Source organism: Rhodococcus sp. GXMU-t2271 (assembly GCF_041414735.1).
GTDB classification, from domain to species: Bacteria; Actinomycetota; Actinomycetes; order Mycobacteriales; family Mycobacteriaceae; genus Rhodococcus; species Rhodococcus indonesiensis.
Map to the genome: position 1 here is coordinate 18,771 of NZ_JAUIZP010000043.1, position 21,319 is coordinate 40,089.

At 70.6% G+C, this 21,319-nt stretch carries 21 protein-coding genes; 8 read left to right on the forward strand and 13 right to left on the reverse strand.

The genetic code is table 11. The annotated features are described in order from the left end of the window. The first annotated feature begins 25 nt into the window (after positions 1-25). On the forward strand, positions 26-625 hold the full coding sequence (locus tag QYS60_RS16265; protein WP_371383655.1) for a LysE/ArgO family amino acid transporter: 600 nt from the start codon (positions 26-28) through the stop codon (positions 623-625). A 24-nt stretch (positions 626-649) separates the two neighbouring features. Here the strand turns inward: QYS60_RS16265 and QYS60_RS16270 are convergent, their stop codons facing one another. Then, entirely contained in the window at positions 650-1,066 is a 417-nt protein-coding gene (locus tag QYS60_RS16270; protein ID WP_003936902.1) for a pyridoxamine 5'-phosphate oxidase family protein, read from the reverse strand. A 153-nt stretch (positions 1,067-1,219) separates the two neighbouring features. Here QYS60_RS16270 and QYS60_RS16275 point away from each other — a divergent pair, with 153 nt between their 5' ends. Beyond that, positions 1,220-3,943, forward strand: a complete 2,724-nt coding sequence (locus QYS60_RS16275) for a cation-translocating P-type ATPase (protein WP_371383656.1) — start codon at positions 1,220-1,222, stop codon at positions 3,941-3,943. A gap of 189 nt (positions 3,944-4,132) precedes the next feature. Here the strand turns inward: QYS60_RS16275 and QYS60_RS16280 are convergent, their stop codons facing one another. After that, positions 4,133-4,636, reverse strand: a complete 504-nt coding sequence (locus QYS60_RS16280; protein ID WP_054375376.1) for a DUF6448 family protein — start codon at positions 4,634-4,636, stop codon at positions 4,133-4,135. Between the two features lie 313 nt (positions 4,637-4,949). Here QYS60_RS16280 and QYS60_RS16285 point away from each other — a divergent pair, with 313 nt between their 5' ends. The 4 genes from QYS60_RS16285 to tgt all read left to right on the forward strand — a co-directional run bounded on the left by QYS60_RS16285 (position 4,950) and on the right by tgt (position 9,122). Continuing rightward, positions 4,950-5,852, forward strand: a complete 903-nt coding sequence (locus QYS60_RS16285; protein WP_371383657.1) for an amidohydrolase family protein — start codon at positions 4,950-4,952, stop codon at positions 5,850-5,852. Positions 5,853-6,186: 334 nt separating this feature from the next. Beyond that, positions 6,187-6,312, forward strand: coding sequence for a hypothetical protein (locus QYS60_RS16290; protein WP_371383658.1), 126 nt, complete (start codon positions 6,187-6,189; stop codon positions 6,310-6,312). Positions 6,313-6,700: 388 nt separating this feature from the next. Further along, complete coding sequence (locus QYS60_RS16295; RefSeq protein ID WP_003936897.1) at positions 6,701-7,831, forward strand: MFS transporter; 1,131 nt, start codon at positions 6,701-6,703, stop codon at positions 7,829-7,831. 25 nt (positions 7,832-7,856) lie between these two features. Continuing rightward, on the forward strand, positions 7,857-9,122 hold the full coding sequence (gene tgt, locus QYS60_RS16300; protein ID WP_003936896.1) for a tRNA guanosine(34) transglycosylase Tgt: 1,266 nt from the start codon (positions 7,857-7,859) through the stop codon (positions 9,120-9,122). A 42-nt stretch (positions 9,123-9,164) separates the two neighbouring features. Here the strand turns inward: tgt and QYS60_RS16305 are convergent, their stop codons facing one another. The 5 genes from QYS60_RS16305 to QYS60_RS16325 all read right to left on the reverse strand — a co-directional run bounded on the left by QYS60_RS16305 (position 9,165) and on the right by QYS60_RS16325 (position 13,992). Beyond that, on the reverse strand, positions 9,165-9,890 hold the full coding sequence (locus tag QYS60_RS16305) for a queuosine precursor transporter (protein ID WP_289382494.1): 726 nt from the start codon (positions 9,888-9,890) through the stop codon (positions 9,165-9,167). Between the two features lie 94 nt (positions 9,891-9,984). Next, positions 9,985-10,959: a hypothetical protein gene (locus QYS60_RS16310; protein ID WP_371383659.1), complete on the reverse strand. Its 975-nt coding sequence runs from the start codon at positions 10,957-10,959 to the stop codon at positions 9,985-9,987. Positions 10,960-11,008: 49 nt separating this feature from the next. Further along, positions 11,009-11,965 (reverse strand): hypothetical protein, encoded by a 957-nt coding sequence (locus tag QYS60_RS16315; protein WP_371383660.1) that lies wholly within the window; start codon positions 11,963-11,965, stop codon positions 11,009-11,011. A 146-nt stretch (positions 11,966-12,111) separates the two neighbouring features. Then, positions 12,112-13,035 carry a tRNA glutamyl-Q(34) synthetase GluQRS gene (gene gluQRS, locus QYS60_RS16320; protein ID WP_289377990.1) on the reverse strand — a complete coding sequence of 308 codons (924 nt, stop codon included), beginning with the start codon at positions 13,033-13,035 and terminating at the stop codon, positions 12,112-12,114. 54 nt (positions 13,036-13,089) lie between these two features. Next, a complete protein-coding gene (locus tag QYS60_RS16325) occupies positions 13,090-13,992 on the reverse strand; it encodes a LysR family transcriptional regulator (RefSeq protein WP_371383661.1) in 903 nt (300 codons plus the stop codon). Between the two features lie 123 nt (positions 13,993-14,115). On the opposite strand from QYS60_RS16325, the gene QYS60_RS16330 reads away from it, so the two are divergent. Both QYS60_RS16330 and QYS60_RS16335 read left to right on the forward strand, forming a co-directional pair. Beyond that, positions 14,116-15,501 (forward strand): MFS transporter, encoded by a 1,386-nt coding sequence (locus tag QYS60_RS16330; RefSeq protein WP_003936890.1) that lies wholly within the window; start codon positions 14,116-14,118, stop codon positions 15,499-15,501. Next, on the forward strand, positions 15,498-16,235 hold the full coding sequence (locus QYS60_RS16335) for a 3-hydroxybutyrate dehydrogenase (protein WP_289377988.1): 738 nt from the start codon (positions 15,498-15,500) through the stop codon (positions 16,233-16,235). The genes QYS60_RS16330 and QYS60_RS16335 overlap by 4 nt, the downstream gene beginning before the upstream one ends. Before the next feature lie 90 nt (positions 16,236-16,325). Here the strand turns inward: QYS60_RS16335 and QYS60_RS16340 are convergent, their stop codons facing one another. The 6 genes from QYS60_RS16340 to QYS60_RS16365 form a co-directional block, all read right to left on the reverse strand. Then, positions 16,326-16,910, reverse strand: a complete 585-nt coding sequence (locus QYS60_RS16340) for a TetR/AcrR family transcriptional regulator (protein WP_003936888.1) — start codon at positions 16,908-16,910, stop codon at positions 16,326-16,328. Positions 16,911-17,008: 98 nt separating this feature from the next. After that, complete coding sequence (locus tag QYS60_RS16345) at positions 17,009-17,659, reverse strand: superoxide dismutase family protein (RefSeq protein WP_371383662.1); 651 nt, start codon at positions 17,657-17,659, stop codon at positions 17,009-17,011. Positions 17,660-17,707: 48 nt separating this feature from the next. After that, positions 17,708-18,112 (reverse strand): hypothetical protein, encoded by a 405-nt coding sequence (locus QYS60_RS16350; protein WP_003936886.1) that lies wholly within the window; start codon positions 18,110-18,112, stop codon positions 17,708-17,710. Positions 18,113-18,361: 249 nt separating this feature from the next. Further along, a complete protein-coding gene (locus tag QYS60_RS16355; RefSeq protein ID WP_371383663.1) occupies positions 18,362-19,882 on the reverse strand; it encodes a metallophosphoesterase in 1,521 nt (506 codons plus the stop codon). Between the two features lie 19 nt (positions 19,883-19,901). Then, positions 19,902-20,459, reverse strand: coding sequence for a TIGR03086 family metal-binding protein (locus QYS60_RS16360; protein ID WP_054372976.1), 558 nt, complete (start codon positions 20,457-20,459; stop codon positions 19,902-19,904). After that, positions 20,456-21,268 carry a helix-turn-helix domain-containing protein gene (locus QYS60_RS16365; RefSeq protein ID WP_371383664.1) on the reverse strand — a complete coding sequence of 271 codons (813 nt, stop codon included), beginning with the start codon at positions 21,266-21,268 and terminating at the stop codon, positions 20,456-20,458. The genes QYS60_RS16360 and QYS60_RS16365 overlap by 4 nt, the downstream gene beginning before the upstream one ends. Between the last annotated feature and the right edge of the window lie 51 nt (positions 21,269-21,319).

Consider the following 21,319-nt stretch of genomic DNA (forward strand, 5'->3'; position numbering starts at 1 on the left):
GAGCCGGATTCCTAGCGTGGGAGACATGCACCTCGTCGTCGCCGGATTCCTCACCGGCCTGTCGCTCATCGTCGCGATCGGTGCGCAGAACGCATTCGTGCTGCGCCTGGCGATCGCCCGGCGGCACGTGCTGCCGGTGATCGCGGTCTGCGCGCTGTCCGACGCGATCCTCGTCGCCGCCGGCATTGCCGGCATCGCCACGGTGCTCGACCGGGTTCCCGGCGCGCTCGGGGTGATCCGCTGGGCCGGCGCGGCGTTCCTCGTGGGCTACGGCCTGCTCGCGGCGCGGCGGGCGCTGCGTCCGGCGGCCCTGACCGCCGCGGCCGGCGGTCCCGTCACCGTCGGCACAGCACTGGCCACCTGCCTGGCGCTGACCTGGCTCAACCCGCACGTCTACCTCGACACCGTGCTGATGCTCGGCTCCGTCGCCAACCATCACGGGGACCCGGGACGCTGGTGGTTCGGCGCCGGCGCGGCGCTGGCCAGCGTCGTGTGGTTCCTCGGGCTCGGTTACGGAGCCGCGCTGCTGCGCGGGGTGTTCGCGAAACCCGCCTCGTGGCGCGTGCTCGACGGTGGCATCGCCGTGCTCATGGTCGGTCTCGGCGTCGGCATGGTGGCGGGCTGACGCCGAGGCAGCGTCGATCCTCGGTCAATCCTTGACCAGCGCGAACCGGCGGCCGCTGATCTCGCTCGCGGTGACCTCGACGAAGTTGTACTTCGGAGTGGGCACCCAGGCTTGCAGCCCCAGTTCCTCGGCCTCCTGGATCTCGTTGTAACGAACCAGGTTTCGAGCCCGTCCGTGCAGCACCACGCTCCAGGCCCGGTCCTGCTCCACGTGGTCGGCTTCGAAGGCCACTTCGGCGTTCAACGTCAGTTCGACCAGTTTGCTGCCCTCGGCCGTCCGGAAGTACAGCTTCCGGTCGCGCACCGCGTAGTTGATCGGGAAGACGTCGGGCCGTCCGCCCGAGACCACGACGAGCCGGCCGATCCGCTCGGTGCCGAGCAGTTCCCAGCTCTCCTCGTCGCTCAGGACCACGACGGGATCGTCGACGTTCGGCTCACTCATGGCTCCTCCGATCCGGCGGCGTGCGCCTCGATATCACCGCCTCCAGCACATCACGAATCCGGGCGCGGCACAGGCGGATCGTGCGTCGAATCGCGCGGCATCCGTCACATCGATAGCGTGGGAGCCGCCCGACCTCACCGAGGAGCGTGCGAGATGACCCTGGCCACCACGTGGCACACCCGCGGCGCCGACGCCGTCGCGGCGGCCCTCGACGTCGACCCCGCGGTGGGGTTGTCCACCGGCGCGGTCGAGGAACGCCGGCGCGAACACGGGCCCAACGCCCTCGTCGAGGCGCCGACCGTGCCCGGCTGGCGCAAGGTGCTCGCCCTGCTCGCCGACCGGATGACCCTCGTTCTCGTCGTCGCGGCCGTGGTCAGCGCCGTGGTCTCGCGCGAATGGGAGACCCCCGTGGTCATCCTCGCCGTCATCACCCTCAACACCGTCCTGAACTACGTGCAGGAGCGACGCGCCGAGAACAGCCTGCAGGCGCTGCGGCAGATGGCCGTCGACACCGCCCGTGTCCGCCGCGACGGCCGCGAACAGCACCTGCCGCGCACCGAACTGGTGCCCGGCGACGTCGTGCTCCTCGAGGCCGGCGACTCCGTGCCCGCCGACGGCCGGGTCGTCACGGCGGCACGGTTGCAGGTCGCCGAGTCCGCGCTCACCGGTGAGTCCCATCCCGTCGACAAGACCGTCGAACCCGTCGACGACGAGCAGGCCCCGCTGGGCGACCGCGCCGACATGCTGTTCATGAACACCGACATCACCCGGGGCCGGGGCACGATGGTGGTCACGGCCACGGGGATGCAGACCGAGATCGGCGCGATCGCCACCCTGCTCGGTACCGCGGGGGTGGAGAAGACCCCGCTGCAGCGCCGCATCGACCAGCTTGCCAAGACCCTCACCGTCGTCGCCCTCACCGTCGTCGCCGTCGTGTTCGTGCTCGGTCTGCTGCGCGGGCAGTCGTGGTCCGACCTGCTGATCACCGCGGTCTCGCTCGCCGTCGCCACCATCCCCGAGGGGCTGACCGCGGTCGTCGCGTTCACCCTCGCGATGGGAGCGTCGCGACTCGCCGCGCGCGGCGCCATCGTCAAACGGCTCGCGGCCGTCGAGACCCTGGGCAGCACCACCCACATCGCCACCGACAAGACCGGCACCCTCACCCTCAACGAGATGACGGTGCAGCGGCTGCTGGCCCGCGGCCGCAGCTTCCGCGTCACCGGAACCGGATACGAAACCAACGGCAAGATCCTCGTCGGCGACGGGCTGCCGGCCCCGGACCTGACCGCGCCGCTGCTCGGGATGGCACTGTGCAACGACGCCGTCGTCCGCGACGGGGTGCTCGTCGGCGATCCCACCGAGGGCGCGCTGGTGGTGCTCGCCGAGAAGGGCGGCATCGACGTCGAGGGGGCGCGCCTCGCGGTGCCGCGGCTGGCGGAGGTGCCGTTCGACTCCGCCTACAAGTACATGGCGACCTTCCACGCCCTGCCCGAGGGTGGTTACCGGTGCTTCGCCAAGGGGGCACCCGGTGCACTGCTGGACCGCGCCACCGCGATGCTCGACGGGGACGGCCCCGTCCCGCTGGACGACCGCCGCCGCGACCGCCTCCGCGCCGCGGTGCAGGCGCTCGCCGCCGAGGGGCTGCGCACCCTGATGATCGCCGGCCGGGACCTGCACGCGGTGCCGCGGGGCGACGCGGAGGCCCTGCAGCGTGCGGTGTCCGACCTGACCCTCTACGCCGTGGTCGGCATCGTCGATCCACCGCGGACGGAGGCCGAGCGGGCCATCGAGGTGGCCCATGCCGCCGGCATCGAGGTGCACATGATCACCGGCGACCACCTCGTGACCGCGTCGGCGATCGCCGGCCGGCTGGGCATCGGTGGTGCCGCGGCCACCGGCGCCGACCTCGATGCTCTGAACGACTACGAGTTACGTTCCCGGGCAGCAGATTTCGGAGTACTGGCCCGGGTGGCTCCGGAGCACAAGATCCGAGTCGTCAAGGCGCTGCAGGCGAACGGGGAGGTCGTCGCCATGACCGGCGACGGCGTCAACGACGCGCCGGCTCTCGAACAGGCCGACATCGGTGTCGCCATGGGCATCACCGGCACCGACGTGTCCAAGAGCGCGGCCGACATGATCCTCACCGACGACAACTTCGCGACCATCGTCGCCGCGGTCGAGGAAGGCCGCGGCATCTACGCCAACATCGTCAAGTTCGTGAAGTTCCAGCTGACCACGGCGTGGGGGTTCGTGCTGATCTTCCTCGTCTCCGGGGCGCTCGGACTGGCCGGGGGCGCACCGTTCACGGCGCTGCAGATCCTGTGGGTCAACATCATCATGGACGGCCCGCCGGCCCTCGCCCTCGGCGTCGACCCCACGGAGCCGGGCACCATGTCCCGGCCGCCGCGGCCGGCGCGCGAGCGTCTGCTCAGCCGCGACCGACTCCGTCGCATCCTGGGACTGGGCATCGTCATGACCGCCGGAACCGTAGCGGTGCTGCACTACGCGCCGCAGTGGTTCCCCGAGAGCGCCGACGATCCGCTGTTCGCCACCACCCTCGCGTTCACCACGTTCGTCTTCTTCCAGGTGTTCAACCTGCTCAACGTCCGTTCGGAGCTCGGCTCGGTGTTCTCGCTGCAGACCCTCACCAACCACAGCATCTGGATCGCGCTCGTCGTGGTGGTCGTCCTGCAGGTGTGCGTGGTCCAGACGGCGTTCCTGCAGGGCTTCTTCGACACCACCGCGCTCACCTCGCAGCAGTGGGCGCTCGCCGTCGGCGTCGGGTCCTCGGTGCTGTGGGTGGACGAACTCGTCAAGGCCACCGGGCGGAGCATGCGGCGCCGGCGTGGCGACCTGCACGCCCGATCAGGCGCATAGTGGAAGTGGTGTCGCCCTCCGACGAGCACCGCAGGACGCGGAGGTGGGAACGATGGATATGGGCTGGATGCACATGCTGCACATGCTGATGATGCAGATGCACCACATGCTGATGCCAGGAATGCCGATGCACCACATGATGCCGATGTGACGGCATCACCTGATGCAGAGGTGACGGCGGCGCCCGGGTCAGCCGTGCGGGTGCCCGCCCTCGTGCGGATCCCTGTGCATGCTCTTGTAGAGGTGGTGGCTGTACACCTGGAAGCCGAGCATCGCCTCGGTGTACTCCCGGCGCTCCGCGGTGGTCACGGCGTCGGTCAGGGCGACGATCCGTTCCAGGCGGGACTGCAGCTGCCGGTGCAGCTCGGCGGACAGGAAGGCGTAGAGCTTCTCGATCGAGCCTGTCTCGATCGCGCGCTCGGCGAGCGGGATCACCGGGCCGACGTCGCCGCCCGCAGGCTTCACGCCGGTGAACGAGGCGCCCTCGCCCGCGCGGTGTAGCCGGACCACGGTGTCGAAGAAGTAGAGATCGGCCACTTCGTGGGCGATCGGACCCTCGGCGCGCGCGGCTGTCGCCCGTTCGAACGCCGTGCGCACCTCGTCCTCGGCTTCGAGGGGAACGAACGGCAGGATCAGCTCGACGTTGTCGTCGCCCAAGGCCGCTTCGGCGGCCTTGACGACTGGACCGTCCATGGAATCGCAATGGGGAGGCACGGAGTGCTCCTTCCGACGATCGGCGAACACGCTCGGTCCCAGGCTAGTGCCGTGGTGTGTCCGGCGTCGAAGGAGCGGGCCGCGAGCGCCTCGGCGGGGTCCGGGCGGAGGCGTGCGGGTCGATCGTGCCGGACGAGGTCCGGGCCGACACCGTACATACGGTACGTACGGCGTGGGAGGTCCGCGCCGCGGGGTCGGCCACGCCCGAGCCTCGCGTCGGCCGGCGGCCGGGTTCGTCGCCGGGATGCGAACGACTGTTGACACGGGGGCGCGCGGCGGCGAACGTGGACGCATGAGGCGACGTCCCCGCGTCGACGTGCATCAACATGTGTGGCCGGCGTCCTTCGTCGACGCCCTCCGGGCGCGCAGTGCGCCGCCCCGGCTCGACGGCTGGGTGCTGCACCTGCCGGGGGAGCCGCCGTACCGGGTCGACCCCGCCGATCATTCGGTCGCTGCGCGGACCGCCCTCGCGGTCCGGGACGGAATCGACCTGGCGCTGGTGTCGCTGTCGAGCCCGCTCGGGATCGAGGAGTTGCCCGCCGAGGAGTCCCGGCCGCTGCTCGACGCGTATCACGAGGGGGCGTTGAGCCTGCCCGACCGGTTCGGGGTGTGGGCCGCAGCCGGTCTCGCCGAACCCGACCCGGAGACGCTGCGTGTGGTTCTCGCGGCCGGGTGCGTGGGTCTGCAGCTGCCGGCGACGGCCCTGGCCGACTCGGCGGGCTTCGACCGGTGTGCGCCGCTGCTGGCAGAACTCGAGCGGGCACACAAGCCGCTGTTCGTGCATCCCGGTCCGGCCGCCGCGCCCGGCGCTCCGCCGTGGTGGCCGGCGATGGTGTCGTACGTGACCCAGATGCACACCGCCTGGTTCGCCTGGCACGAGTTCGGGTCGCGCCGGTTCCCGGCGCTGCGGGTGCTGTTCGCGATGCTCGCCGGCCTGGCCCCGTTGCATGCCGATCGGATGGCGATGCGCGGCGGTCCCGGCAGCATCCCCGGGGCCGGGGTCTATGTGGAGACGTCGTCGTACGGGCGGGAGGTCGTCGCTGCGGTGACCGCGCGCCTGGGCGAGGACCGGGTGCTGCTCGGCTCCGACCGGCCCTACGCGCGGCCCCTGGTGCTCGGTGGTGCCGCCGGCATGCGCCTGCGGACGGACAACCCGGCGCGCTTCTTCTCGAGGGTGCCTGCGCAGGCCCGTTGAGCCGTACTGCCGTCGCGCGCCGGCCCTCGCCCTGCGAATCGCGAACGATCCCAGCTCGACGGCGCTCGTTCGATTCGGCGAGCGGCAGGGTTCCCGCGCCGGGTCGTGGACGACCCTCACGAAGTGTGGCTGCGTTCGTGGCTGCCCGGGCAGCGAATCCGAAATCCATGATCACGGCGACGGCGCGCACCTTCGCGGTGGCGCAGGGTGTGCTGAGGGAGACCTCTCACTGCACCGCAGCGGCCGGGGTCTCGATGATTCCGGAATAGCATTGCTGCACAGGAGTATTCGTGCTAATGCGGCCCGCAGCTTCGGTGTCGATCACGCCCCTGTCGTGACGAGCGACACGAATTCTCCGGCCGTCGTGTACCCGCCCGCTCCGACGGTGATGAGCCGGTACCGGATCGGCGACGTGGTGCTCCGGCTGCGCGCATCCGAACGGGCCGGCGCGAACTGGTGAATTCTGTCGCCTGTCCCGGTCGTGTCGGTCTTCGAAGTCTTTGTCGCAGAATGGTTTCGGATATCTTCGCTGTGGATGCGGCGGCCGGGCCGCAGCGTGATCTGCGCGCCCCGTCCCGGGCGCGGCGGGTCGTGGACCGATCCTTCGCAGGGCGCGTCTCGTGCCGGGGTGGCCGAACTCACGTCCTCTCGATTCGAGGTCGAATGGGCATGTGCAAGAGAATGGAGACTCGGCTGGTCTCGCACGCCGATCCAGCGCATCCCGCACTATTCGAAGGTTCCCGCTCATGACGACGACGGCATCCGCATGCCCACCTGCCTCCGCAGCGCCGGGGGCCGTCCACGAAACCGCGACGACACCGCACGCCCGATCGCGGCGGGCCCGCGCGATGTGGGCGCTCGCCCTCGGCGGATTCGGCATCGGGACCACCGAGTTCGTCGCGATGGGCCTGCTGCCCGACATCGCGACCGGCCTCGGGGTCTCCGAACCTACCGCCGGGCACGTCGTGTCGGCGTACGCGGCCGGTGTCGTCGTCGGTGCGCCGCTGATCGCGGCGCTCACCGCCCGGTTGCCACGCAAGACGCTGCTGATCGCGCTCATGATCGCCTTCACCGTCGGCAATGCGGCGACGGTGCTCGCGCCGAGTTACGGACTGCTCGTCGCCTCCCGGTTCGTCGCCGGGCTGCCGCACGGTGCGTACTTCGGGGTCGCCGCGCTCGTCGCCGCGCATCTGGCCGGCCGCGGGCAGCGCGCCCGGGCGGTGGCGCTGGTGATGATGGGCCTGTCGGTGGCGAACGTCGTGGGGGTGCCGGTCGCGTCGTGGCTCGGCATGGCGCTGGGCTGGCGCTCGGCGTTCGCGTTGGTGGCGGTGATCGGCACGGTCACCGTCGCTGCGATCGCCGCGTGGGTGCCCACCCTGGCGATCCGCACCACCAGCGTGCGCACCGAACTCGGCGCGCTGCGGCGCGGGCAGGTGTGGATGACGCTGGCGGTCGCGATGATCGGCTTCGGCGGCGTGTTCGCCGTCTACACCTACATCAGCACCACCCTGACCGACGTCGCCGGAGTGTCGAGGGCGCTGGTCCCGGTCGCGCTGATGCTCTTCGGTCTCGGCATGGTGCTCGGCAACGTGGTCGGTGGCCGCGTTGCCGACCGGGCCCTGGTGCCGGGCATCTTCACGACCATGACGACGCTGGCGGTGCTGCTGGCCGTGTTCGTCGCGGCCGCGCACAACCCGTACACGGCCCTGGCGATGGTGTTCCTCCTCGGTGCGGGTTGCGCCGCGGTCGGACCGGGCCTGCAGATCCGGCTCATGGACGTCGCGGAGGACGCCCAGACCCTGGCGGCGTCGCTCAACCACGCGGCGTTCAACCTCGCCAACGCGTTCGGCGCCTGGATCGGGGGCGCGGTGATCGCCGCGGGCTTCGGCTACACCGCGCCGGCCGCCGTGGGCGCGGGGCTCGCGCTCGCCGGTGTCGCCGTCCTCGCCCTCGCGGTGCGGTTGCCGTCGGCGCCGTGACCGGACCTCGTGATTGGATACCGACGTGACCGACCCCAGCACCACCGCTTCCGCCGTGCCCACCCCGCCCGACCCGTTCTTCACCGTCCGGACCCGGCTCGACAACGGACTCGGACGCACCGGCACGATCCACACCCCGCACGGTGACATCCACACCCCGGCGTTCGTCGGTGTGGGCACCAAGGCGACGGTCAAGGCGGTCCTGCCCGAGGCGATGAAGGAACTCGGGGTGCAGGCGCTGCTCGCCAACGCCTACCACCTGTACCTGCAGCCCGGGTCGGACATCGTCGACGAGGCCGGTGGGCTCGGCAGATTCATGAACTGGGACGGGCCCACCTTCACCGACAGCGGCGGATTCCAGGTGATGTCCCTCGGGGTCGGTTTCAAGAAGGTCCTGGCGATGGACGCCGTCGGCGTGCAGTCCGACGACGTCATAGCCGAAGGCAAGGAGCGCCTCGCGCACGTCGACGACGACGGCGTCACCTTCAAGTCCCACCTCGACGGTTCCCGGCACCGGTTCACGCCCGAGGTGTCGATGCGCATCCAGCATCAGCTCGGCGCCGACATCATCTTCGCGTTCGACGAGCTGACCACCCTGATGAACACCCGCGGCTACCAGGAGCGGTCCGTCGAGCGGACCCAGGCATGGGCGGTGCGGTGCATCGCCGAGCACGAGAAGCTCACGGCGCAACGAGCCCACCGTCCGTATCAGGCGCTGTTCGGTGTGGTGCAGGGTGCGCAGTACGAGGATCTGCGCCGGCAGGCATGCCGCGGTCTCGAGTCGATCGTCGGCGAGTCGGGCCGTGGCTTCGACGGCTACGGCATCGGCGGCGCCCTCGAGAAGCAGAACCTCGGCACCATCGTCCGGTGGTGCACCGAGGAGCTGCCCGAGCACAAGCCGCGGCACCTGCTCGGCATCAGCGAGCCCGACGACATGTTCGTCGCGATCGAGCACGGTGTCGACACGTTCGACTGCGTGAACCCGTCCCGGGTGGCGCGCAACGCGGCCATCTACCACCCGGACGGCCGGTTCAACATCAACACCAGCCGGTTCCGCCGCGACTTCACCCCGATCGACGAGGACTGCGACTGCTACACCTGCCGCCACTACACGCGTGCCTACATCCACCACCTGTTCAAGGCCAAGGAGATGCTGGCGGCCACGTTGTGCACCATCCACAACGAGCGGTTCACGGTGCGGCTCGTCGACGACATCCGCGCCGCCGTCGACGGCGGGTACTTCGAGGAGCACAAGGCCGAGACCCTGGGCCGGTTCTACGCGCGGCGGTGAGCGAGTTCGGCGCTGCGCGTCGGCGGACGTCCGGGCCGGCGGTCACTCGGCGTAGGTCGGCTCCCGCCTCTTCACGTACGCGATGACCGCGTAGGTGACCGGCATGACGACGATCTCGACGAGGGTCTTCCACAGGAACCCGACCACCACGTAGTTGACGAAGTCCGCCCACGTGGTGATGCCGATGACGCCGGCGGCGATCGCGCAGAAGATGAGCGTGTCGGCGAACTCGCCGACGACGGTGGAGCCGATCAGCCGGGCCCACAGGTGCTTCTCCTTGGTGATCTCCTTGATGCGCACCAGCACGTAGGAGTTGAGCAGCTGCCCGACGAGGTAACCGGCGAGACCGGCCAGCAGCAGCCGCGGCACCACCCCGAGGACCGCCTCGAACGCGGGCTGGTTCTCGTAGAAGTCGGCGGGCGGCAGCTGCTGGGCGATCCAGAAGCACAGCGCGGCCAGCGCCACCGCGCCGAAACCGTAGTACACGGCGCGCCGGGTCGCGGCGAAGCCGTAGACCTCGCTCAGGACGTCGCCGACGATGTAGGCGAGGGGAAACAGGAAGAACGCGCCGTCGGTGATGATCGGCAGGATCTGCAGCGGGCCGAGCGCCCATTCGGCGTCGCCGAAGAACGCCACGCCCTTGCCGGCGGCGACGTTGGAGATGATGAGCACCGCCGTGAACAGGGCCACCAGCCCGGGGTAGTGGCTGCGGACCACGCGGGCGAAGTGCGTGTGGTCGGATTGCTGAGTCTGCACGTGCTCTGTCACCCGGCCATCCAAGCACTCGGGCGGTCGGAAGGCGAAGAACGGACGAACAGGACGCGGGCTCCGGCCCGGCGGATCCGGGACCCGCGACCTGCTGTCAGGGAGCTACGCGCCCACCCGTGGCGACGCGGTAGGCGTACGCGTAGGCGATGGTGGTGACGGGCACGGTGACCAGCAGGCCGACGTAGCACAGCAGCGCGCCGACGAAGTTGATCGCGGACAGCACCAGCCACAGCAGGATCAGCTGCCCGACGTTGGCCGCGGCCGCGGACGCGCTCGACTTGATCGCCGTGACCGCGTCCTGCCGCTGGTCGATGACGAAGTGCAGCGTCCACACGGTCAGGAAGGCGACGACGATGCCACCGACGATGACGAGCGAACCGAGCAGTGTTCCCAGCGCGATGAGCAGGGACGCGAGCAGGATGGGACCGAGGCTGCCGACGCGGAAGAAGTCCTTCAGCGCCGGCTTGTGGCCGTCCAGCTCGTACAGGGCTCCACGCACCCCGGCCGCCTGGACGACGAGCATGCCGATGACGAACGCGACGATCAGCACGATCATCACGGCGATCCCGACGCCCGACATGCCGGTGGTGTCGCCGTAGCGGTCCGTCGTGGTCGAGGCCATCACGACCCCGAACATCAGGGCGCCGAACACCAGCGCGGCCACGACGATCACGCCGGCGAGGCTCAGCCAGCCGCCGACGTTCTCACTGAACTTGCGCCACCCGTAGCTCAGGGCGGCGCCGATGTCGATCTGCGGGCGGGACGAACCGAAGCCGGGCGGTGGGTAGCCACCGGGGGCTCCGTAGCCGGGCGGTCCATATCCGGCAGGGCCGCCCCCCGGCGGTGGCCCGTACGGTGCTCCGGGCTGCTGCGGTGCCCCGCCGTACTGGGGAGCGCCGTACTGCGGTGGCGGCCCCTGCGGCGGACCGTAGCCGGGCGGTGGTGCGCCGTAGCCCGGTGGGTAACCCTGGGGCGGGCCGTACCCGGGCGGCGGGCCGTACGGCTGCGCGCCCGGGTACTTGTTCGGATCCTGCGGATCGGGAGTGGGTTCGTAGCCCCCGCTGGTCATCGTGGTCCTCGTGATTCGTGACGTGCCGCTTCGTGGAACGCCGTACCCGTCAGGGTGCGACGCCGCGCCCGGTGGTCACCCGGTAGGCGTAGGTGGAAGCGATGATCGTGAGCGGGATGGTGACGAGCAGGCCCAGCCCGCACGGGATCGCGCCGAGGATGTTGATGCCGACGAGAGCGAGCGCCAGCAGCAGCAGCGGTCCCACGTTGGACGAGATGGCACGGAAGCTGGACTTGATCGCGTCCACCGGCGGCTGGTTCCGGTCGATGACGAACTGCAGCGTCCACCAGGTCAGGAAGATGACGATGAAGCCGGGGATGATCAGCAGGATGAAGCCGACCACGGTCATGAGCGAGACGAGCAGGCTCGCGACCACCACGGCGCCGATGTTCTCGAACTGGAAGAAGGACCCGAACGACGGGCGGTTGCCGTCGGTTTCGTGCAGCGCGCCGCGCACGTAGGCAGCCTGGATCAGAATGCTGACGAACACGCTGACGATCGCGCCGATGATGCTGAGCGCCGACAGCTCGTTCGTGTCGAAGCCGCCGAAGATCACATTGATCACGAACTGGATCAACGCCGCCGCGACGACGAACGCGATCCAGACGCCCGCGTTCTGGCTGAACTTCTTCCAGCCGTAGCCGATGGCCTCGCCGACGTTGAGCTGCGTGGGGCCACCGAACCCCCCGTACTGGCTACTGCCCGAGGGGTAGTTGCCCGGCGGGGGTGGGTAGCCGCCCTGGGGCGGGTAGTTCCCCGGCGGGGGCGGGTAGCCGCCGGCAGGCGGATAGTTGCCCTGCGGAGGTGGGTAGTTGCCCTGCGGGGGCGGGTAGTTGCCCTGCGGGGGCGGGTAGTTCCCGGGCGGGGGATAGTTGCCGGGAGGCGGCGGGTAGTTCCCGGGCGGGGGGTAGTTCCCGGGAGGCGGCGGGTAGCCGCCCTGCGGAGGGTTGGGTGCGCCGCCCTGGTTGTCGGGCTCTTTGCTGGGGTCGTATCCGCCGGTCGTCATCGGATCCTTCTCGAGGGGAGGGTGGAGCCAATCGCGTTGTCGACTGCGCACACTACGTCCGGCGCGCCCGAATTGCACGATCACCGGAACTTCCGCGAGCCGGACGAGCGGCACGAAACGGACCGACACCGGTCGCGCGGGCGGTGTCACCAGCTGCCGTCGTACACCCACGGCTCCCGCGGGAGCCGGGCCGGATCCCAGCGCCCGAGCAGCAACTCCAACGTGACGGGCTCGTCCTTGTCCGCCAGGTCGAGCGAGACCGCGATCCGGCCCAATACGTCGGCCGCGGTGTGGCCCAGCGCCGCCTGGTCGGTGAGCGTCACCGCGCCGTCGCGTTTGGCGAGGCGCTTGCCGTGCACGTTGAGCGCCAGCGGCACGTGCGCGTACGTCGGCACCGGAAGCCCCAGCAGCGCCGCGAGGTAGGCCTGTCGCGGAGCGGAGGTCAGCAGGTCGTCGCCGCGGACCACCTGGTCGATGCCCTGGGCCGCATCGTCGACGACGACGGCCAGGTTGTAGGCGGGGATCCCGTCGCCACGGCGCAGCACCAGATCGTCGACCACACCCGCGAAGTCGCCGTGCACCACGTCGTGCACGGTGAAGGTGACGGCACCGGACCGCAGGCGGATCGCGGCCGGCCGTCCGGATGCCCGTTTCGCTGCCCGCTCGGCCTCGGTGAGCGTGCGGCACGTGCCCGGATAGGCACCCTGCGGGGCGTGCGGTGCAGACGCCGCGTGCTGGATCTCGCGTCTGGTGCAGAAGCACTCGTAGGTCAGGCCTGCGCGGGTGAGGCGAGCGATCGCGGCGTCGTAGAGCGGCAACCGCCGCGACTGGTGGACGACCTCGTCGTCCCAGTCCAGGCCCAGTGCGGCGAGATCGGCGAGCTGACGTTCCTGGGCGCCCGGCCGGACCCGGTCCAGATCCTCGACGCGGATCAGGAACCGGCGTCCGGTGCTCCGGGCGAACAGCCACGCGAGGACCGCCGTGCGCAGGTTCCCCAGGTGCAGGTCGCCCGACGGGCTCGGGGCGAACCGGCCGGCACCTGCGCGCGCGTCCCCGGCCGAATGTGACATCTGGTCAGACTATCGACTGCGATGTCACATTCGGCCACGTGCACGGCGGGTGGGTCACGCGGCGGGGCGGCCGAGCAGGACGGAACGCTGGGCGTGCACGGTCTCGCGGATCGCCGCGACGACGGCGGCGACCTCCGGCCGGCGCAGCGTCTCCGATCGCGCCACCATCCAGTAGTTCAGCCGCGCCTCCACCTCCCCGGGCAGGATCCGAACCAGGTCGGCGTGCCGGTCGGCCATGAAGCACGGCAGCAACCCGAGCCCGGCTGCGGCGCGAGTGGCCTCGACGTGGACGAACACGTTGGTCGAACTCACCGACTCGTGCATGTCCGGGGCGATGCGACGGGCCAGGTCCAGGTCGTCGACCTGCAGCATCGAGTCGATGAAGTACACCAGCGGATGACGGCCCAGCTCGCGCACCGTCGTGGGAGCACCGTGCTCGTCGACGTAGGCCCGCGCCGCGTACAGGCCGAGGGTGTAGTCGGCCAGCCGGTGCGCCTCGGCGCGGTGCACCTGGGGGCGCCCCACCACCACCTCGAGGTCGAGTCCGGACCGCTGCTGCGACGCGCGACGGGTGGCCGCGACGATCTCCACCGCGATGCCCGGGTGCCGACGCCGCACCAGCGCGCCGGCCGGCGCCGCGATGTAGGCGCTGAAGCCGTCGGTGGCCGAGACCCGCACGACACCCTCGAGGCCGCGGTCCCCGCCGGGACCGGCCAGTCCGGCCACGGCGGCCTCGATCCGTTCGGCCGCGGCGAGTGCCGAGCGGCCGAGCTCGGTGAGTTCCCAGCCGCCGGACGCGCGGGCCAGCACGCGCCCGCCGAGGCTCTTCTCCAGCGCGGCGATCCGACGGGCGATGGTGGTGTGGTTGACGCCGAGGTCGTCGGCGGCGGTGGTGAAGCGGCCGGTGCGGCCGACGGCCAGCAGAACCAGCAGGTCATCGGCCGACGGCACGCTCATGTGTGCATTCTTGCAGATTCGCTCTGCGGATCGCGTCATTGTGCATGCAGATCTGTGCATCGATACTCGGCACATGCCTTCAGAAGTGTTGCCCGTCACAGTCGAACCGAGGAGGACGAACCCATGAGTGTCGAACAGTCACGGCCCGGCGGCCGCGCACCGGACGAGACCCCCACCTCGGGTCTGCGCAAGGTCGTCGGCGCCTCGATGGCGGGCACCGTCGTCGAGTGGTACGAATTCTTCCTCTACGGCACCGCCGCCACCCTGGTGTTCTCCAAGGTCTTCTTCCCCGACAACGGCAACGAACTCGACGCCATCATCGCGGCGTTCGTCACCTACGCCGTCGGCTTCGTCGCACGGCCCCTCGGCGGCGTGGTGTTCGGGCACTTCGGCGACAAGTTCGGCCGCAAGAAGCTGCTGCAGACCAGCCTCGTGCTCGTCGGCGTCGCCACCTTCCTCATGGGCTGCCTGCCCACCTTCGGCGCCATCGGTTACTGGGCGCCCGCGCTGCTCGTCACGCTGCGCTTCGTGCAGGGCTTCGCCGTGGGTGGCGAGTGGGGTGGCGCGGTGCTGCTCGTCGCCGAGCACAGCCCGGACCGTTCCCGCGGCTTCTGGGCATCGTGGCCGCAGGCCGGTGTCCCGATGGGCAACCTCGTCGCCACCGTCGTGCTGCTGATCCTGACCACCACGCTGTCCGACGCGGCGTTCCTCTCGTGGGGCTGGCGCATCGCGTTCTGGCTGTCGGCGGTCATCGTCCTGGTCGGCTACTACATCCGCACCAAGGTCACCGACGCACCGATCTTCCTCGAGGCGCAGCGTGAGGCCGAGCAGCTGAAGTCCAGCTCGTACAGCGTCGTCGAGGTCGTCAAGCGTTACCCGCGCGGTGTGTTCACCGCCATGGGCCTGCGCTTCGCCGAGAACGTCATGTACTACCTCGTGGTCACCTTCTCGATCACGTACCTCAAGGTGGTCGTCGGTGCGGACACCGCCACCATCCTGTGGTGGATGCTCGCCGCGCACGCCGTGCACTTCGCGATCATCCCCGTCATCGGGCGCCTGTCCGACACCTTCGGCCGCCGCCCCGTGTACATGGTCGGAGCCGTCACGGCCGGCACCTGGGGCTTCTTCGCCTTCCCCATGATGGACAGCGGTCACAACGCCCTGGTCATGTCTGCCATCGTCATCGGCCTGGTGTTCCACGCGTTCATGTACGCCGGCCAGCCCGCGATCATGGCCGAGATGTTCCCGACCCGGATGCGCTATGCGGGCGTCTCGCTCGGCTACCAGGTGACCTCCATCGTCGCCGGCTCGCTCGCGCCGATCATCGCGACCGCACTGCTCAGCCGCTACGGCAGTGCCGTGCCCATCGCGATCTACCTGGCCGTGGCCTCGGTGGTGACGATCATCGCCGTCGTCGCCGCCCGGGAAACCAAGGGGCTCAGCCTGCGCGACGTCGACGCCGCGGACGTGCGGGCCGTCGACGCCGAGAAGACGGCGGTGCCCGCATGAGTGCCCGCACCGCACTGGTCACCGGCGGAGCGAGCGGCATCGGTGCCGCCTGTGCCCGGAAGCTCGCCGCCCGCGGCATGCACGTCACCGTCGCCGACGTCGACGAGGTGGCCGCCAAGACCCTCGCCCACGACATCGGGGGACAGGCGTGGGGGGTGGACCTGCTCGACACCGACCAGCTCGACGGCCTCCGGCTCGAGGTGGACGTCCTCGTCAACAACGCCGGCATCCAGGTCGTCCGGCCGATCGAGGAGTTCGCGCTCACCGACTTCCGCCGCATCCAGACGCTCATGGTGGAAGCGCCGTTCCTGCTCGTGAAGGCGGCCCTGCCGCACATGTACGAGCGCGGCTTCGGGCGCATCGTCAACGTGTCGTCGGTGCACGGCCTGCGGGCGTCGGCCTTCAAGTCCGCGTACGTCAGCGCCAAGCACGGCCTCGAAGGACTGTCGAAGGTCACGGCCCTCGAGGGCGGGCCGCACGGCGTCACCAGCAACTGCGTCAACCCGGGTTACGTGCGAACGCCATTGGTGGAGAAGCAGATCGGTGACCAGGCCCGGCTGCACGGCATCGACGAGGAACGCGTGCTCGCCGACGTGCTGCTCACCGAACCCGCGATCAAGCGGCTCGTCGAACCCGAGGAGGTGGCCTCCCTCGTCGCGTGGCTGGCCTCGGACGACGCCGGCATGGTCACCGGCGCGTCCTACACGATGGACGGCGGCTGGACCGCGCGCTGACCCACCCCCGTGCCTGTGTGGCCGAATGTCACATCGCGTCGATCGGATCGAACGCGTGTGACATTCGGCCACAAGCATTGTGGAAGGCAGTCAGTGGGCGTCGGCGCCGTCGAGGGACAACTGGATCTGGGTGTGCAGCGCGTGGGTCAGGTACTCCGGCGGATACAGTTCTGGACTGGCGATCGCGTCGAGAGCCAGACCGTTGACCGCGGCCAGCAGCAAAGCCGCCCGGGTCTCGGCCTCCGCGGTGCCCATCCGGATCAGGACGGCGGACACCGCGGTGCGCATCGTGAACAACGTCGTGTGCCGGATCCTGCTCAACGAGGGCGACGTCGCGGCGCGCACGGTGAACGCCGCCATCACGTGTGCCTCGGCGGTGCGCTGCTCGTCGAGCGGCAGCAACTGGCTCAGCGCCGCGAACAGGGTGCGCGCCGGATCGATGTCCGGGTCGACGGTGCTCAACCGTGTCAGCACCCGCTCGGCGAGCGAACGGAACGAGTAGGCGAGCATCTCGTCCTTGGTGGGGAAGTGGTGCTGGACGGCGCCGATCGATACACCCGCATGGCTGGCCACCTCGCGCACGCTGGCGCCGTCGAGCCCGATCCGTGCCGCGACCTCGAGCAGGGCAGCGGCGAGACGCGTGGGGCTGGTGGTGGCATAGGGACGCGCGCGCATGGATGCACCGTACCTGCAGGTATCTCCATACGCCGGTATGGGGCACCGCACGACACCTGCCCGATGTGTCCGGTCCACCTTCCGTGGTCGGACCCCGGTCAGAAGTCCTCGTCGATGCACGCCAGACGAGCACCGGCCATGCCGGCTTCCCCGGGGCCGGTCTTGGTGCGCTCGGCGTGGAGCACCACGGAGTTCGCCTCGCCGTCGCGGAACTCCCAGTCGACCGTCGTCGACGCCTGAGCGTTGCCGTTGCCGTCGGTGGTGATGTCGAGCCAGACCTCGTTCCCGGGATTGGCGAAGGCGGGATCCGTCGACGGGGACTGCGGGGTGGCCGCCGGATCCACGTCGTTCTGATAGTGCGGACCCGCGTCCGACGGCTGCGGCCCGCACGGCTGGGTGTGGACGTGCGCGCCGAAGTCACGGCTGGGTGCCAGCCCGCTCGCCTCGAGCGTGACCGTCGTACGGCCACCCTCCTCCGCGGATTCGACGGTCACCGTCGAACCCACCGGGACGGCGACTTCGTCGTAGGTGAATGCCTTGTCGTCGTCACCGCCCTCGCCGGGCAGCTGGAAGGCCATCCCGTCCGTGCCGGGCAGTGCCGTGGGCATGCCGGTGGTCGTCGTCTCCGACGTGGGGGGCGGCTCGACGGTGGCCTGGTCGTCCGTCGAGGAATCACCGCTACCGCACCCGGCCACGACGAGTGCGGTCAGGGACACGCCTGCCATCAAGGTTGTGCGTCGTGAGTTCATGTTTCCGCGGTACCCACGGCGCGTCGTGTCGAACCAGCGACGGCACCCTTACCCGGACATCCCGCCGATGATCAGGGACAGGCCCGCCCCGAGGAGCCAGACGTCCTTGGCGATCGGCGTGCCCTGCTGGGTCGGGCGGAAGGACCCGCCCTCGTGCATGCCGGGCATCTTCCAGTACATCGCGAGCAGGCCCGAACTGAACGCGGTCAGCGCGGAACCGGCGACCACCGGGGAGACGAAGGGGGCCAGCAGCAGGGCGCCGACGCCGATCTCGGCGGCCGACAGGGTCTGGCCGAACGTCTCCGGCCGCATCTTCCCGAGCCGGGGGAGCGCCTTGCTCGCCATGTCCTGCAGCCCTGCCGCGGCCTCGGGCGGGAGATCACGCTTGCCGAGCCCGGAATTGAGGATGAAGGCGCCGGTGGCCAGCCGGAGCGGAACGTTGCTCAGTCGCACGGGAACCTCCGGAAGATCGGATGGGGCCGATTATCCCGCATTCCCCCGGCGGCGGGAACTCCCCGGGACCGTCCGGGTGCAGAACGACGTACCGGTCGGCTCGTCCGCCGGGGACCCCGGGTGTGGCCGCCGCCCGGGGTGACGCGATCGCGGCGAACGGCAGACCGCACCGCCGACGCACTCGGGGAGGCCCTCAACGGGAACGAACGGCGCCTGCCGAACGTGTCTCGGCTCCAGGGTGATCGGTCATCATCCGGGTATCACCGCCCGGGGCACGCCGGCACGCAACTGCACATCCACCACGAAATCGCCGTCCTCGGGGGTGTAGCGGCGCCGCGGGTCGTGATCCTCCACCCGGAAACTGCCGAGGGTGGGCGAGTGGGTGGTGACGGCGACCGTGCCGCCGTCGAGATCGAACTGCAGCAACCGCTGGAAACCCGTCGCGCGCCGGCCGTCGACCAGGAAGTACTGGTAGTCGGCGAGCATCTCGACCACGCGCCGGTCGCTGCCGGGGATCGGGCGGTCGGTCACGGTCGTCTGCCCGTCGACGTGCCCGGACAGCACCATGAACACCGACTCGTGCGGCACGACGAGCCGGTTCCAGATCTGCTGGCCCGAACTGCCGCCGATGTCGCCGAATCCACTCATCCGGAGACGGCCGTCCTCGTCGAGGTAGTAGTGCGCGGCGACGATCGTGTTGCGGTCGGGATGGCGGGCCAGCACCTCCTCGGCCCAGTTCAGCACGTGCTCCGGCGGGTTGTAGCCGAGGTAGAGGACGAGGAACGGGGTGCCGGCGATCTCGAACAGGTCGTAGTGCGCCGAATTGTCGGCGTCGGTCACCGAGTCGCCCCACTGCGGCCGGTCCCGGAATCGCTGCGGCCCGAAGTACTCGTTGTACAGCGCATGGTTGCGTTCGTGCTCGCCCGGCACGAGCCGGCCGGCGACGTTCCACAGGTTGTCGTGGTTGCCGGGCAGGACACCGTAGGGCACGCCGGCCGCCTCGAGGATTCCCATCGCCTCCGACGCGACCTCGAACTCCGTGCGGGCGCGGGTGTCCGGGGCGCCCGGCCGGATCCACGACTGGATCAGGTCCCCGGTGTGCACGGCGTAGGCGATCTTCCGGGCGCGGGCCTGTTGCGCCGTCCACGTGGTCATGTCCCGGAAGACGGCGGCGTCGTCGCGGGCGAGGTACTGGGTGTCGGTGAGGTGCTGGATCGCGAAGTCGTAGTCCGCCGGGTCGGCGAACGCCTGGTCCGGTGTGGCGTCGCGGAAGCTCCGGTCGCGGCGGGGCGCGTCGATCACCATGATCTCCAGAAGGCCGGCGACGTCGGTGACCCGCGCCTCGAGCACGATCGGCCCGCCGGGCACCTCGGGCCGGGCGACGGCCCGCGGCTCGCCCCACGAACGGTCGGTGCGCACGTGCAGGGCGAGGTCGTCGAGGTTGACGCTGCGGCCCTGCCACCGGATCGTCACCGCCTCGGTTCCGGCGGGAAATTCGAGTTCGTAGCGGACATAGGGGTATTCGTCGAACTCGTTGCCGACGGACGCCGGTGCGCCGCGCTCGCCGACGGCGCGCGGGAGCGGCGGGTCGGCGGAATCGGTCACGCCTGCGTACATCGTCGCGGACGTCGCCGGGACGTCGGTGGTCAGTCCCGTCGCCGGGATGCCGACGGACGTGACGGGCACGGGCGGGGTGACCTCGGCGGGGCCGGACAGGAGGGCGGCCACGGCCAGCAGCGACACCGGAAGCCACCAGCCCGGAGCGCGCATGCCCCGAGGCTACCGCCGCTCAGGCGCGACGCCCCAGGTGTGCGAGCACCCGCGTCTGCCGGTCGGCGTCCGCCGGCACCTCGACCGCCGGTCCGCAGACCCCTTCCATCCGGATCGAGTCACCCAGGGCCCGCGCCGTCGCCTCCACGAAGTCGAGGTCCTCGGCGTCGACGGTGTCGTCCAGACCCGCGGCACGGGCGAGGTCCCAGGCGTGCACCACGAGGTCGAAGTTGTAGAACCGCGCGACGGTCGCGGCGAGGGTGGTGCGGCCGAAGTGGCCGTCGTACTCGAGTCCGGCGCGCCGCGGATCGTCGAGGATCGCCTGCATGCCGTCGCGGGTGGTGGTCCACGCTCCGGACGGGTCGGTGTCCGGCGACGGTCCGGCGGGCAGTTCCAGGCCGACGACGGTGACGATCTGCCGCTGTGTGTCCACGACGTGCCGCAGCACGTCGCGGGCGGTCCAGCCCTCGCAGGGCGACGGGTGATCCCATCGGTCGGCGGGCACGGCCTCGACACGTGCGGTGAACTTCGCCGCGAGGTCGCGGTAGTGACGGGCGGGGGAGAGGGTCTCGGTCATGCGGCAGATTCTGCCGTTGCCCGGTCGCCGCGGGATTGGATACTTCGGACATCGAGGGCCGAGCCGGTGCCGTGCCACCGCGGCGCCTCCCCGGCGAGCAGGGCGGTGGGCGTCAGGGAGGAGATCCTGCGCGTCTCCCGGTTCAGGTGCGACTGGTCGCTGTAGCCGGCGGCCGCGGCGAGCTCGGCCAGTCCGCGCGCGGGTCCGGCGTCGGCCAGGGCCATGAACCGTTGCAGGCGCAGGATCGATCGCAACGTGGCCGGGCCGTACCCGAACGCCTCGTTGCAGCGGCGCTGCAGCTGACGTTCGGTGAGCGCGGCGGTCTCGGCGAGCGCGCCCACGCTCCACGAGTGCCCGGAGAGCGCCCGCCGCAGGTGCCCGATCAGCGGGTCGGGTGCGAGGTCCTGCGCGAGCCAGCGCCGCACCGCGGACTGGAACACCTCGAGCCGTTCGGCGGCGGTCCGGGCGTTGTCGAGCCGGTCGGCGAGCGGTCTGGCTCCGGCCGAACCGAGCAGGTCGTCCAACCCGACGCGGGTGTCGCGGAGTTGCGCGACCGACGCGCGCAGCGCGAACGAGGCGAGACCCGGGCGGAACCGCACGCCGGCGGAGACGACACCGGCCGGCAGCGTGAACGACCACGCGGACGTCTCCGGGCCGCACACGCGGATGCCGACGTCGGCGATCCACAGGACGTCGATGCATCCGTCCGGGACGAGGAGATGGGTCTGCCCGTCGGAGACCGCCGACCACACGCACACCAGGTGCTCGGCGAGGTCCGCGCTGGGAGTGCTCGGCACATACCACCTCATGGCCCACGAGCGTAGGCGCCGGCACCGACAACCGCTGCCCGCGTGGGGAAC

Excerpts from the sequence above, each read along its gene's own strand:
- QYS60_RS16265 (WP_371383655.1), top strand. The coding sequence starts at position 26 with ATGCACCTCGTCGTCGCCGGATTCCTCACCGGCCTGTCGCTCATCGTC.
- QYS60_RS16270 (WP_003936902.1), bottom strand. The coding sequence starts at position 1,066 with ATGAGTGAGCCGAACGTCGACGATCCCGTCGTGGTCCTGAGCGACGAG.
- QYS60_RS16275 (WP_371383656.1), top strand. The coding sequence starts at position 1,220 with ATGACCCTGGCCACCACGTGGCACACCCGCGGCGCCGACGCCGTCGCG.
- QYS60_RS16280 (WP_054375376.1), bottom strand. The coding sequence starts at position 4,636 with ATGGACGGTCCAGTCGTCAAGGCCGCCGAAGCGGCCTTGGGCGACGAC.
- QYS60_RS16285 (WP_371383657.1), top strand. The coding sequence starts at position 4,950 with ATGAGGCGACGTCCCCGCGTCGACGTGCATCAACATGTGTGGCCGGCG.
- QYS60_RS16295 (WP_003936897.1), top strand. The coding sequence starts at position 6,701 with ATGTGGGCGCTCGCCCTCGGCGGATTCGGCATCGGGACCACCGAGTTC.
- QYS60_RS16310 (WP_371383659.1), bottom strand. The coding sequence starts at position 10,959 with ATGACCAGCGGGGGCTACGAACCCACTCCCGATCCGCAGGATCCGAAC.
- QYS60_RS16315 (WP_371383660.1), bottom strand. The coding sequence starts at position 11,965 with ATGACGACCGGCGGATACGACCCCAGCAAAGAGCCCGACAACCAGGGC.
- gluQRS (WP_289377990.1), bottom strand. The coding sequence starts at position 13,035 with ATGTCACATTCGGCCGGGGACGCGCGCGCAGGTGCCGGCCGGTTCGCC.
- QYS60_RS16325 (WP_371383661.1), bottom strand. The coding sequence starts at position 13,992 with ATGAGCGTGCCGTCGGCCGATGACCTGCTGGTTCTGCTGGCCGTCGGC.
- QYS60_RS16330 (WP_003936890.1), top strand. The coding sequence starts at position 14,116 with ATGAGTGTCGAACAGTCACGGCCCGGCGGCCGCGCACCGGACGAGACC.
- QYS60_RS16335 (WP_289377988.1), top strand. The coding sequence starts at position 15,498 with ATGAGTGCCCGCACCGCACTGGTCACCGGCGGAGCGAGCGGCATCGGT.
- QYS60_RS16340 (WP_003936888.1), bottom strand. The coding sequence starts at position 16,910 with ATGCGCGCGCGTCCCTATGCCACCACCAGCCCCACGCGTCTCGCCGCT.
- QYS60_RS16345 (WP_371383662.1), bottom strand. The coding sequence starts at position 17,659 with ATGAACTCACGACGCACAACCTTGATGGCAGGCGTGTCCCTGACCGCA.
- QYS60_RS16355 (WP_371383663.1), bottom strand. The coding sequence starts at position 19,882 with ATGCGCGCTCCGGGCTGGTGGCTTCCGGTGTCGCTGCTGGCCGTGGCC.
- QYS60_RS16360 (WP_054372976.1), bottom strand. The coding sequence starts at position 20,459 with ATGACCGAGACCCTCTCCCCCGCCCGTCACTACCGCGACCTCGCGGCG.
- QYS60_RS16365 (WP_371383664.1), bottom strand. The coding sequence starts at position 21,268 with ATGAGGTGGTATGTGCCGAGCACTCCCAGCGCGGACCTCGCCGAGCAC.